The sequence below is a fragment of the Candidatus Accumulibacter contiguus genome, from assembly GCF_012940005.1.
Classification (GTDB): domain Bacteria; phylum Pseudomonadota; class Gammaproteobacteria; order Burkholderiales; family Rhodocyclaceae; genus Accumulibacter; species Accumulibacter contiguus.
The window spans coordinates 1-12,723 of sequence record NZ_SPMX01000096.1; the positions used below are offsets into that span (position 1 = coordinate 1).

General features: G+C 62.0%; 9 protein-coding genes and 3 pseudogenes. 8 read left to right on the plus strand and 4 right to left on the minus strand.

Translation table 11 applies throughout. The annotated features are described in order from the left end of the window. Positions 1-363: 363 nt before the first annotated feature. The 4 genes and pseudogenes from E4Q08_RS22570 to E4Q08_RS22585 form a co-directional block, all read left to right on the plus strand. A pseudogene (locus E4Q08_RS22570) lies at positions 364-906 on the plus strand (AAA family ATPase); the annotation flags it as partial. Next, entirely contained in the window at positions 903-1,499 is a 597-nt protein-coding gene (locus tag E4Q08_RS22575; RefSeq protein ID WP_308240202.1) for a DUF4276 family protein, read from the plus strand. The pseudogene E4Q08_RS22570 and the gene E4Q08_RS22575, both read left to right, overlap by 4 nt. Positions 1,500-1,503: 4 nt before the next feature. Beyond that, a complete protein-coding gene (locus tag E4Q08_RS22580; protein ID WP_169072050.1) occupies positions 1,504-4,575 on the plus strand; it encodes a type I restriction endonuclease subunit R in 3,072 nt (1,023 codons plus the stop codon). A 168-nt stretch (positions 4,576-4,743) separates the two neighbouring features. Further along, on the plus strand, positions 4,744-5,193 hold the full coding sequence (locus tag E4Q08_RS22585; protein WP_169072051.1) for a DUF2501 domain-containing protein: 450 nt from the start codon (positions 4,744-4,746) through the stop codon (positions 5,191-5,193). 415 nt (positions 5,194-5,608) lie between these two features. On the opposite strand, the gene E4Q08_RS22590 is transcribed toward E4Q08_RS22585, so the two are convergent. Further along, positions 5,609-5,968 (minus strand): hypothetical protein, encoded by a 360-nt coding sequence (locus E4Q08_RS22590; RefSeq protein ID WP_169072052.1) that lies wholly within the window; start codon positions 5,966-5,968, stop codon positions 5,609-5,611. 45 nt (positions 5,969-6,013) lie between these two features. Further along, on the minus strand, positions 6,014-7,105 hold the full coding sequence (locus E4Q08_RS22595) for a sodium ion-translocating decarboxylase subunit beta (protein ID WP_211203541.1): 1,092 nt from the start codon (positions 7,103-7,105) through the stop codon (positions 6,014-6,016). 290 nt (positions 7,106-7,395) lie between these two features. Here E4Q08_RS22595 and E4Q08_RS22600 point away from each other — a divergent pair, with 290 nt between their 5' ends. The 3 genes and pseudogenes from E4Q08_RS22600 to E4Q08_RS25915 all read left to right on the plus strand — a co-directional run bounded on the left by E4Q08_RS22600 (position 7,396) and on the right by E4Q08_RS25915 (position 9,531). Then, the gene (locus E4Q08_RS22600) at positions 7,396-8,850 is read left to right on the plus strand and encodes a sensor histidine kinase (RefSeq protein ID WP_169072054.1); all 1,455 of its coding nucleotides are present in this window, start codon (positions 7,396-7,398) and stop codon (positions 8,848-8,850) included. A 71-nt stretch (positions 8,851-8,921) separates the two neighbouring features. Then, positions 8,922-9,140 (plus strand): annotated as a pseudogene (locus E4Q08_RS25910) (response regulator); the annotation flags it as partial. Between the two features lie 85 nt (positions 9,141-9,225). Then, positions 9,226-9,531, plus strand: coding sequence for a LuxR C-terminal-related transcriptional regulator (locus tag E4Q08_RS25915; RefSeq protein ID WP_308240203.1), 306 nt, complete (start codon positions 9,226-9,228; stop codon positions 9,529-9,531). 48 nt (positions 9,532-9,579) lie between these two features. On the opposite strand, the pseudogene E4Q08_RS22610 reads toward E4Q08_RS25915, so the two are convergent. Beyond that, a pseudogene (locus E4Q08_RS22610) lies at positions 9,580-10,535 on the minus strand (alpha-ketoacid dehydrogenase subunit beta). Between the two features lie 9 nt (positions 10,536-10,544). Continuing rightward, positions 10,545-11,507 carry a thiamine pyrophosphate-dependent dehydrogenase E1 component subunit alpha gene (locus tag E4Q08_RS22615; protein WP_169072055.1) on the minus strand — a complete coding sequence of 321 codons (963 nt, stop codon included), beginning with the start codon at positions 11,505-11,507 and terminating at the stop codon, positions 10,545-10,547. A gap of 202 nt (positions 11,508-11,709) precedes the next feature. On the opposite strand from E4Q08_RS22615, the gene E4Q08_RS22620 reads away from it, so the two are divergent. Beyond that, complete coding sequence (locus tag E4Q08_RS22620; RefSeq protein WP_169072056.1) at positions 11,710-12,264, plus strand: lipid-binding SYLF domain-containing protein; 555 nt, start codon at positions 11,710-11,712, stop codon at positions 12,262-12,264. The last annotated feature ends 459 nt before the right edge of the window (positions 12,265-12,723 follow it).

The window sequence follows — 12,723 nt, forward strand, 5'->3', positions numbered from 1 at the left end:
ACATGATGTTGCAGCCCGAACGTGTACAGCACAGCAAATACCAGCAATCTCAGCCATGCCTCCCCCTCTTCGGTTTCCCAAAACCCCGATTCAGGATGTCGGTTCCTACGGGCTTGCGCTTGCAGGTGGCGATGAACACTGCTTTTCGGGCGATGAATTAATTCCCCCACTGCACGCAGGCTTCGTTTTCCCTGGTCTGTAAGTGCGGCAAAAATGACGCGGCTGGTTGTCCGTATGGCTTGAGTCGTAGAGTTTTTTTGTCATAAAACTGATGATACAGGAGATGCGGCAACCAGTTCCCATCTCCTCAGCTCCCTTCATCCTCAGACTCTATCGGTAGCATGACTGTCCCGCTTTAAGTGGGAAGCCGATTTCTCAAACCTCGGCCTCTTCCTGAACCGGCTGAAAACGCGCTTTCCGGCGGCCAAGAAGGCGATCCTCAGCGGCTTGAATGACCTCTATGATGGTATCCACGACTTCGATGTCCTGGTGGAGGGGGGCACGGTGCAAGTGTTCTTCACGGAGGGAGATTTCGTTATTCCCGCCACGCGCCTTTCCGATGGCACGTTGCGGTATCTTTGCCTTCTGGCAATTCTTTGCGATCCCGAACCGCCCCCCTTGATCTGCATCGAGGAGCCGGAACTGGGACTGCATCCCGACATCCTGCCGAAGTTGGGGGATCTGTTGCGAGCGGCCTCGCAGCGAACCCAGATCATCGTCACGACCCACTCGGATATCCTGGTCGATACGATGACAGAAACGCCCGATGCGGTGGTCGTCTGTACCAGGACGCAGGGACAGACGATCATGGAACGATTGAACACGGTCGACCTTGCCGAGTGGCTGAAAAGGTATCGGCTCGGCCAGCTCTGGACCAAAGGCGAGATCGGGGGAAATCGCTGGTGAGTGCGCATCTGTACGTGGAAGGCGGCGAATCGAAGGAGGACCAGATTCGCTGCCGCGAGGGGTTCCGGAAGTTGTTCGAGAAAGCGGGATTCTCGGGACGAATGCCTCGACTCAGCGCTTGCGGTGGGCGCGGATCGGTCTTCGATGATTTCAAGACCGCCTACGCCCTTCGAAAGGTGGGCGACTACATCGCCATGCTCGTGGATAGCGAGGAGCCCGTGGAGGATCTCGAACGAACCTGGGAGCATCTGAATCGCCGCGACCAATGGGACAAGCCTGTCGGCGCGAGCGACGAGCAAGTCCTCTTCATGACGACCTGCATGGAGACCTGGATCGTCACGGACCGGCGGGCGCTACAGGAGCATTACGGCCACAGTCTGCAAGAGAATGCACTGCCTCCATTGACCAACCTGGAGAACCGGAATCGGCACGAGGTACACGACAAGCTGGTCCACGCGTCCCGCAATTGCGCAAACGCTTACCGCAAGGGCAAGCGCTCCTTCGAGTTGCTGGCGAAGCTTGACCCTGCTGTACTGAAGAAGCACTTGCCCAGCTTCGTTCGTGTTGATCGCATCCTGAAGGCCAAACTGTAACGCCATGCCAACCGACACCAGCGAGAAGGGCCTGGAGAGCCTGATCATGCGCCACATGACCGGCGTGGATGGCCTTGCCATCGCACCGAACACCGCCGCGGAAGTGCGCGCGCCCTACGGCGGCACCGGCTACATCGCCGGCAGCGCGCAGGACTACGACCGCGCGCACGCGCTCGACGTGCCGCAGCTCTTCGCCTTCCTGCACGCCACCCAGCCCGACGCCTTCAGGAAGCTGGCGCTGGCCGACGCGAACGACGCCAGCGACATCAACCGCCTCAAGTTCCTCGCCCGCCTTTCTGCCGAGATCGGCAAACGCGGCGTCATCGACGTGCTGCGCAAGGGCGTGGCGCACGGGCCGCTGCACTTCGACCTGTTCTACGGCACGGCATCGAAAGGCAACGCCCGCGCCGCGGCGCGGCACGCGCAGAACCGCTTCTCGATCACGCGCCAGCTCGCCTACAGCAGCGACGAGACGCGCCGCGCGCTCGACCTGTGCCTGTTCATCAACGGCCTGCCGATCGCCACTTTCGAGCTGAAGAACAGCCTCACCAAACAGACGGTCGAGGATGCCGTCGAGCAGTATCGGCGCGATCGCAACCCGCGCGAACGGCTGTTCGAGTTCGGCCGCTGCGTGGTGCACTTCGCGGTCGACGAGAGCGAGGTGCAGATGTGCACCGAGTTGCGCGGCAGGGGTTCTTGGTTCCTGCCGTTCAACAAGGGCACCCACGACGGCGCCGGCAACCCGCCCAACCCGCACGGCCTGAAGACCGACTACCTCTGGAAGGAGGTGCTCACCCCGGCGGGTCTGACCAACATCCTCGAGAACTACGCGCAGATCGTCGAGGAGAAGGATCCGCGCACGGGCAGAAAGAAGCGTCGGCAGGTCTGGCCGCGCTATCACCAGCTCGGCGTCGTGCGCCAGGCGTTGGCCGATGTGCGCGCCCACGGGGCGGGCAGGCGTTACCTGATCCAGCACTCGGCCGGCAGCGGCAAGTCGAATTCGATCGCCTGGCTGGCGCACCAGCTCATCGGCCTGCAGCGCGACGGTGATCAGACGGATCAGGCGAACAGGGAGGTCTTCGACTCGGTGATCGTGGTCACCGACCGGCGCCTGCTCGACGACCAGATCCAGACCACGATCAAGCAGTTCATGCAGGTGGGCGCGACGGTGGGGCATGCCCAGCGTTCGGGCGACCTGCGCAAGTTCATTCAGGACGGCAAGAAGATCATCGTCTCGACGGTGCAGAAATTTCCCTTCATCCTCGACGAGATCGCCACCGAGAGCGGCAGGACCTTCGCCATCATCATCGACGAAGCGCATTCGAGCCAGGGCGGCAAAACCTCGGCGGCGATGAGCCAGGCGCTCGGTGCGCTGGGGGAAGACGACGACGCGGGACCCGACCCCGAGGACACGGTGAACGCGGCGCTCGAAAAGCGCATGGCGGCGCACAAGATGCTGGCCAATGCCAGTTACTTCGCCTTCACCGCGACCCCCAAGAACAAGACGCTGGAGATGTTCGGCGAGCCGCTGCCGCCCGACGCGGAAGGGCGCGTCAGACATCGGCCGTTTCACAGCTACACGATGAAGCAGGCGGTCGAGGAAGGTTTCATCCTTGATGTGCTCAAGGCCTACACGCCGGTAGACAGCTACTACAGGCTGATCAAGATGAGCGAAGACGACCCGGAGTTCGATACCCGCAAGGCGAACCGGAAGCTGCGCCGCTACGTCGAGAGCCACGAGCACGCGATCCGCCTCAAGACCGAGATCATGGTGGACCACTTCCACGCGCAGGTGCTGGCGGCCGAGAAGATTGGCGGGCAGGCGCGGGCGATGGTGATCACCAGCGGCATCGAGCGGGCGATCCAGTACTTCCACGCCTTCCAGGCGTATCTGCGGGAGCGCAAGAGCCCGTACCAGGCGATCGTCGCCTTCTCGGGCGAGCACGAGTACGGCGGAGCGAAGGTGAGCGAGGCGTCGCTCAACGGCTTCGCGAGCGGCGACATCGCACGGAAGATCCAGTCCGACCCCTACCGCTTCCTGATCTGCGCCGACAAGTTCCAGACCGGCTATGACGAGCCGCTGCTGCACACGATGTACGTGGACAAGCTGCTGGCCGGGATCAAGGCGGTGCAGACCCTGTCGCGGCTGAACCGCGGGCACCCGCAGAAGTACGACTGCTTCGTGCTCGATTTCCAGAACAACAGCGAGGCGATCACTGTTGCGTTTCAGGACTACTTCCGCACCACACTGCTCGCGGAGGAAACGGATCCCAACAAGCTGCACGACCTCAAGGCGGTGCTGGATGCGACACAGGTGTATTCCCCGGAACAAATGCAACGAGTGGTGGAACTGTTCCTCGGCGGCGAGGATCGCGACAAGCTCGATCCGATCCTCGATGCGTGCGTGGCGGTATACACCGGCACGCTTGACGAAGAAGGACAAGTGGACTTCAAGAGCAAGGCCAAAATGTTCTGCCGCACCTACAGTTTTCTGTCATCGGTGATTGCCTACAGCAATGCGGAGTGGGAGAAGCTCTCTATCCTGCTAAATCTGCTGATACCTAAGTTGCCCGCGCCGCAGGAGGAAGACCTCGCTAAAGGCATCCTCGAAGCCATCGACATGGATAGCTACCGCGTGGAGAAGAAGTCGGTGCAGAAGATCGTACTGGAGGATACGGATGCGGAGATCGAACCCCTGCCGACTGATGCCTGTGGTCATAAGCCCGAGCCAGAGTTGGACCGCCTGAGCAACATCCTCAAAACCTTCAACGACCAGTTCGGCACCCTGTTTACAGATAGCGATCGCGTGACAAAGCGCATCCGCGACGACATCGCGCCACAGGTCGCCGCAGACGCGGCCTACCGGAACGCCAAGGAAAATACACCGCATACGGCACGTATGGCTCACGATCAGGCCCTGGGAAGGGTGATGCAGATCCTGCTCAGGGACGACACGCAGGTCTACAAGCAGTTCGTCGAAAACGAATCCTTCCGGCGCTCCGTTGGCGATATGGTGTATGCGCTGACGAGTCGGGGTGATGTCCAGCCAACACGGGGCAACGCGGCGGGTAGCTGACGGCCGCCTTAGGCGCCTGCGGTTACTGGTTGGTTACGAGCATCCGCTTTCCGCCATTTTGGTGCCGGCTTTGAGGATGGTAAGGGCCCACGAACGATTGGCAGTACGCCAGCAATGCACTACCATAAAGCGGTGAACTCTTCCACAACCAATCAATGGGGTTCGAACATGAACGTACGCAGCTGTCGGATCACGATCGCAGGGATGTCGATCGCCGCTTTGTTGTCCATCTCTGCCGCGCACGCGCAGCTTGGAGATCTGCTCAAGAAGGAGGAAAGCAGCGCATCGTCCGGTGGACTCGGGAATCTCGGTGGCCTGGGTGGGGCACTGTCCGGGCCATCCATCACCTCGGGCAGCGCCAGCAACGTCGCGGGCTTGCTGGAGTTCTGCATCAAGAACAATTATCTCGGCGGCAACAAGGCGGCTTCGGTCAAGGACTCGTTGATGAGCAAGCTCCAGGGTGGATCCTCCACCTCCTCCGACAGTGGCTACAGTAGCGGTGCCAAGGGCATTCTGAGCAGCAGCGATGGCAGTCAGCTCGACCTCGGAGGGATGAAGAAACAGCTCACGAAGAAGATCTGCGACAAGGTTCTCGACCAGGGAAAATCGATGTTGTGAGTGGGCAGGGGGAACGATCTCGCTGGAAATGGTCGGGATACCTGAGGTCATGATGATGTTCTGGTTTTTGATCGTCATGCTGGCCGCAGCATGGGGGATTGTCGGCCATCTTCAGGAGAACCTTGCGAAGATGCCTCGACCAGCACCTGCTCAGATCGTGCCGCCATCCGTACAGACGAGCGCTCCACCGCTCCCCCCCGCCAGCTCCTGCCGATGATGACGCGGTCAAGCATGCAAACGCGGATGGGGATGCAAGGCCTTACTATGAAAGTCGCGAGCGACTCACGAATCTCCCCTCCCCACTCGCGGGGGAGGGTTTGGGGGAGAAGGAAACGGTCATGATCATCGGGGATGTCTTGCAAAGTCATGACCGTTTGGACAGGGCATCCTCAACCGAGACACCCAGGCCAGGGGATCAGTGCTTCGGCAGATGCGAGTGATGATGCGCAACCCGGCCGGCCGTGCTCCACTCAGCGTTGTGCGGCTCGATATGCAGAATATGATGATCTCCGACCATGGCAGTTATCGCGGCAGCGATGGCGACGACATCCTCGACCGGAATCTCCTGCTCTGCAACGAACGCCTGAACCGGCGCTTTCTTCTTGGATGCGGGGGCGGACGGGCGCTTGTGCGACACCCAGGTGCCGACGCGGTTGAGCAGCGGGAACCATGAGAGTACCAGGCCGATGAACGAGATCACCACGAAGCTCAGGAAGAAGTCGATCAGGCTGAGGAGCAGCGCGCCTTGCAGGGTGTCGGGAATGAGGGAATTCATGTTCGCGGTCCTCGATGTGGAAAGGGTAGGGTCGGCATGGCGTGTTCAGCCGACACCGATCAGCGCGAGCATGATGCCGCCGGAAATGGCGGTGCCGAAGACGCCGGCGAGGTTCGGACCCATCGCGTGGTAGATGAGGAGGTTTTTCGGGTTCTCCTGGTACGCCACGATGTGCGACACGCGCGCCGCGATCGGCACCGAAGCGATTCCGGCCGAGCCGATCAGCGGGTTGATCTTGGTCTTCAGGAACAGGTTCATGATCTTTGCCGTCACCACGCCAGAACCGGTGCCGAACAGAAAGGCGACCAGGCCAAGTCCCACAATTTCCAGTGTCTGCAGCGTCAGGAACTTGTCCGCCGCCATGGTGGAGCCGATGGCCACGGTCAGGATCATGATGATCACATTCATCAGGCCACCCGCAGCGGTCTTGGCCAGGCGATCGACGACGCCGGTTTCCTTGAACAGATTGCCGAGCATCAGCATGGTGATCAGCGGCGCGACTGGCGGGAAAAACAGATTGACGATGATCGCGATCACGATCGGGAAGGCGATTTTCTCCAGCTTGCTCACCTTGCGCGATTGTTCCATGCTGATCTGGCGTTCGGCCTTGGTAGTCAGCAGCCGCATCACTGGCGGCTGGATCATCGGCATCAGCGCCATGTACGAATAGGCGGCCACCGAGACCGGGCCGAGTAGATGCGGCGCCAGCTTGACGGTGACGAAGATCGCCATCGGGCCGTCGGCGCCACCGATGATGCCGATGGCGCCGGCCTCGGCCAGGCTGAAGCCGAGCAGTTTGGCGAGAATCAGTGCAACGAAGATTCCCAGGTGCGCGCCGGCGCCGAGAATGACCAGCTTGGGATTGGCGATCATCGGTCCGAAGTCGGTCATGGCGCCGACACCGAGGAAGATCAGCGGCGGAATGATCAACAAGGCCACGCCCTGGTAGGCGTAGTGGAACAGCCCACCCTCCTTGACGACATAGAGCAGCGCCGAGATCGCCTGTCCACCCGGTACATCATCTGGTGGGCCGGGAACGTTGGCGACGATGCACGAGAAGCCGATGCCGATCAGCAGCAGCGGTTCGTAATGCTTGGCAATTGCCAGATAGATCATCGTACAACCGATGATCACCATCACCAGGTTACCGAACGTGAAATGCACAGCCCCGGTCTGATCGAGCAAGGCCTGGAGAAAAACCGGGATTTGATCCACTGCCACCTCCTGTATCCGGGAAGAATGGCAGGATGTCCTGCCAATCACCGCTGCGCCGGGAATCGCCAACGGTGAAGAGTTGGAGTATAAGTGTCGCCGATCAGCGTCCTAACTAGGGTTGGCACTAGATCTTGCCGCCAGACTTGCCAATGATTTGCCCATGCACCGACCGGCCTCAAGCAGAGACACCCCCCCATCTCGCGGTGGTCGCCATGAATCGCCCGATGACCTTGCCGCCGCAGGGATTGCCGGGCGGTGCCCGGATCAGGCATGCAGGCGCCGGCAGGTGGCTCGCTTTGGCGCTGCTACTCACCACATGGATCGGCGCTCTCGACTACCTCAGTGGCTACGAGCTGCGACTCGGCAGCCTTTACCTGCTGCCGGTCGCGCTCGCCACCTGGAGCGCAGGACGCTATGCAGGGCTGTCGATCGCTGCCGCTGCCTGCCTGTGCTGGCTGTGCTGGCTGTTCAGCTTCAGTTCATCGCACGGCTACGCGCGGCCGGAACTGTTCTATTGGGATGGCCTCGTGATGGTGGTGGTCTTCGTCGTTTTCGTCATCCTGCTGACCCGGCTGCGCCTGGCGATGCAGCGCGCCGACGAGCGTTTCGTGCGCGTGCTCGACGAAATGCACGCGGCTGTCTATGTGGTGGACGCACACAGCGGACGGATCCTGTACGCTAATCGACGCCTGGCGGAGATGATCGGCGCAGAGCCGAATGGTCTGGGTGCTGCCGACCTGCCGCAATACTTGACCGGTGGCGATGGCCATGACCGCCGCGGCGCGCTGTATCCCTCCCTCGGCTTCAGTTCCGAAGAACGGCGCGACCCGGCGAGCGGTCGCTGGTATCTCGTGCAATTCGGCCCGATACCCTGGCAGGACACCAGCGCGGTGACCCTGATCGTCGTCACCGACATCTCGGATCGGCGCCACGCGCAGTTTTTGCGGCGCGAGAACCGGGACATGCTGTACCGTACGTCGCGCCTTTCTGCGCTCACCGAAGCGACTTCTGCACTGGCGCACGAGATCAACCAGCCGCTGATGGCGATCGCCAGCTACAATGACGCCTGTCTGCGCCTGTTGGCGAACGAAACAATGGACCGCGCGGAACTGGTGCACGCCATCGAGAAGTCACGCGGCCAGGCCATACGCGCCGGCAACATCGTCACGCGGATGCGCGACTTCGTTCGCAGCAAACACCCCCAGCCGGTATTGTGCGAACTGAACGCCATCGTTCGCGAGGCGATCGAGCTGATGGAAGCGCGCATCGAGGACCACTGCGTCGTCGTCAACGTCGTCCTGGGCGAGCACCTGCCGCCGATACTCGCCGATCGTTTCCTGCTCGAACAGGTGGTGGTGAATCTGCTCGAGAACGCGGTCGATGCGATGCGGCCACTTGCCCAGGCGCGTCGCCGGCTCACCGTCTCGACCGGTCGGCAGTCCGCTGGCGCGATCACCGTATCGATCAGCGATAATGGCGAAGGAATACCCGCGGCGATGTACAAGCATCTGTACACGCCATTTCGCTCCACCAAGCCGCAAGGGCTCGGGCTCGGCCTGTCGATCTGCCGCTCGGTGGTCGAAGCGCATGGCGGGCGCCTGTGGCATGACCCGAATCCAGGCGGTGGGACGATTTTCCACTTCACGATCGCCGCGGAGGATGGATGAGCGACAAGCCGGCAATCGAACAGACGGTTTTCGTGATCGACGATGACGAGGCGGTGCGCGACTCGCTGGGAATGCTGTTGCGCACGGCCGGCCTGCAAGTGCAGCTTTTCAAGTCGGCGCGGGCTTTCCTCAAGCACTTCAGCCCGGAGTGCTCGGGCTGTCTGATCCTCGACATCCGCATGCCGGTGATGAGCGGTCTCGACCTGCAGGACGAGCTTTACAAGCGGCGCTGCCGCATCCCGATCGTCTTTCTCACCGGGCACGGCGACATCCCGATGGCAGTGCGTGCGTTGAAAAAGGGCGCATTCGACTTCATCGAAAAGCCGCATGACGAGCAGCGCCTGGTGCTGGCAACCTGCCATGCGCTGCGCGCCGATGCCGAGCAGCGCTGCGGCATGGCCGCCCCCCCCGCATTCGCCGCCGGACCTGGCGGAGCGCCTGGCGCTGCTGTCCGTCCGCGAGCGCGAGGTGCTCGAGCACATCCTCGAGGGCCGGCAGACGCGCGCCATCGCCGAGGCTCTCTGCGTCAGCGTCAAAACGGTCGAATTCCATCGCAGCCGTATTCGGGAAAAGTTGCAGGTCGGCTCGCTTGCCGAGTTGTTCCGGCTATTCATGACGAACGGCGAGCAGGGTCTGCGGCGCGATGAGTTCTCTCCTGTAGTGGAGTCCAGGGAAGGATAGCCCGTTCGGGCGGTCTGTCCGGTGAATCGCTGGCGCGAGTCCGCTCCATCAGCGAAAGAGTGATTGCACCGCGGCGCCGATGGCGGCGGCAGAAGGTGCGTAAGCCTGTTCCAGCGGAAAACTGGCGGCGGCCGGCGCGTCCGGGCCACCGAGGCGCAGCACCGGCGCCTGAGTGCGGCAAAGGCCTTTTCTGCGGCCAGCGCGGCGATTTCGGCGCCAAGGCCGGCCATCCGCGCCGCTTCATGTACTACCACCAGGCGTCCGGTCTTCCTCACCGAAGCCAGGATGGCGTCCTCGTCGAGCGGCTTGAGGCTGCGAAGATCGATCACTTCGGCCGCAATCCCGATGGTGGCGAGGGTCGTCGCCGCCGCCAGGCAGTTGCCTACCGTCTTGCCGTAGGACACCAGAGTGACATCGGTACCGCTACGAAGCGTCGCCGCCGTGCCGAGGGCAAGCAGATGCTCGCCCTCGGGCACCTCGCCGGGCTGGTGAAGCAGCGCCAGATCGATGAAGAAGAGCACCGGGTTGTCGTCGCGGATGGCTGCCTTGAGCAGACCCTTGCAGTCGGCGGCGTTCGACGGCATCACCACCTTGATGCCGGGGCTGTGCACGAACCAGGCCTCGTTATTGTGGTTATGCTGCGCGCCGACGCCCCAGCCGGAGCCGGTCATCGCCAGGGTCACCAGCGGAAAGGAAAACTGGCCGCCGGACAGGAAGCGCAGCTTGCCGGCGCTGTTGACCAGCGGGTCCATCGCGTAGCAGAGGAAGGGTGCGAAGAGCAGGTCGATCACCGGTCGCAGCCCGCTGGCTGCGGCACCAACGGCAGTACCGGCGATGATGGCCTCGGCAAGTGGCGTGTTGCGAATACGCGCGCTGCCGAATTCGCTCAAGAGATCGTGGCGTTTGGTGGCGACGCCTTCGCCGAACATCAACACCGTCGGGTCGCGGCGCATCTCCTCGGCGATCGCGGCAGCGATGGTTTCGTAGGGAGTCTGGATTGGCATGGGAAATCCTCAGGCGTAAACGTCGCGGGTCATCTCGCTGATGTCGGGGAAGGGGGAGGCTTCGGCAAAGGCCAGTGCAGCAGCGATCCGCTGCTGTACTCGCTGCTGCAGCGCCGCGGCGGTTTCGGGGGTCAGCCGGCCGTTGCCGAGCAGACGTCGGCGGCAGGCTTCGATCGGGTCACGGGCCAGCCAGGCGGTATGTTCGGCAGGATCGACGTACGCCTGGTCGTCCGGCTCGAAATGGCCGCGGCTGCGATAGGTATAGGTTTCCAGCAGGAAAGGCCGGCTGCTGTCGCGCACGTGCGCCGCCGCGGCAAGGGTGGCGGCACGCACGGCCGCGACGTCGTTGCCATCGACGGTCGCGCCATCGACGCCATAAGGCGCTGCCCATTCGGCGATATGGTCGCTCTTCATGGTCTCGCGACGATGCACGAAAGCCTGCCACTGGTTGTTCTCGCAGACATAGAGAATCGGCAGATCCCACACCGATGCGAGATTCAGCGACTCATGGAAGATGCCTTCGCAAGCCGCGCCATCGCCAAAGAAGCAGGCGACGATTCCCGGCCGGCCAAGCATTTTCTGCGCCAGCGCGACGCCGGTGACCAGCGAGAGTTCGCCGCCGACGATGGTCGAGGTCAGCACCACCCCGAGTTCGCGTACCGAGATGTGCAGCGAGCCGCTCCTGCCCTGACAGTAACCGTCGCGGCGGCCCATCACTTCGGCCAGCAGGCGGCCGGGGTCGGCGCCGCGTGCCAGGAGATGCGCGGCGCTGCGGTGGTTGGTGAGGATCAGGTCGTCGGCGGTGAGCGCGCTCACCACGCCAACCCCGGCCGCTTCCTGGCCAACCGAGGTGCAGGTGCCCGGTACCTTGCCGGCAGCGCTGCTCTCGACGATCATCTCCTCATAGGCGCGCACCAGCAGCATCTGCTCGAGCAGTTCGATCTCATCGATGGATTTTCTTTCTGGTTTCATGACTGTTCCCGTGGTGGTTCTGGCCATGCGAGTCTAGCCTACGCAGAAAAATCCGCAAGACGAAGGAAGCCGATACCTTCCCGTTCCAGATGCACGGGCCTGGACGCAGCGGGGCGCCAGCCTTGCAGCCTTCGATTGGTGGATTGAATTCGGTTCTGGTGGCAGAATGGGATTTCCATCGTATTTTCACAAAGGAACCATCATGTACGCCAATCCTGCGCGCTCATTCCTCATGGCGCTTGCCATCCTCCTGTCCGCACTCATCGCGCTTCCTGCCGCTGCGGAAAGTACAGCCGAACTCGACCGTGCATCACAGGCAGCGCTCAACAGACTGCTTGCCAAAGTGTCTGCGGCCAGGGCACTCAACGCCAAGGCCATTGCGGTACTGGTTTTCCCCAGTATCACCAAGGCTGGCCTGGTGGTCGGCGGCCAGTACGGTGAAGGCGTTCTGTGGCGGGACGGCAAGGCCGTGGGCCATTACAGCACCGCCGGCGCGTCGTATGGCTTGCAGGCGGGGGCGCAAAAATACGGTTATGCGATGTTTTTCATGAATGAAAAGGCATTGCAAGCGCTCGATGCCAACGAAGGCTTCGAAGTCGGCATCGGTCCGAGCATCGTGGTCATCGACGAGGGAATGGGCAAATCCCATACCACCACCACCATGCAGGACGATATCTACGCCTTCATTTTCAGCCAGAAGGGGTTGATGGCGGGGATCGGCCTGCAGGGCAACAAGATCAGCAAACTCAACAAGTGAGCGCTCGCCGCCGCAGGGCGGCAATTTGCAGGCTTTCCAGGGGCAAGGCGGGGAAGCGGGAGGCGAACGGTCATGACTTCCATGATCGGGTGCCTGAAAAAGTCATGACCGTTTCCCTCTCCCCCGGCCCCTTGTATGCTTCGTTTTGTGGTTTTTCGTTCGTTCAAGAGAGGAGATGAAGTCATGGCTGGAAGGGTGTCAAGAGGACCGTGGAATAAATGCGAGAGAGGTATTTTTCTCTTGCGTTTATGCCGCGAAAGCCTCTTGACATCCTGTAAGCCAAGTACACTTGAGGCAGGGGCTGGGGAGGGGTTGATCATCCCCGGCCGCTGCCTCACGGCGAGTGCGGGGTTTGGGGCAGAGCCCCAAGGTTTAGGTCGTAGAGTGCCACGGAGGTGTGGTGGAAACGAGTTCGGAAGGCGACGCACAGCCCGACGCCCTCTGGGACATCAAGCCCGT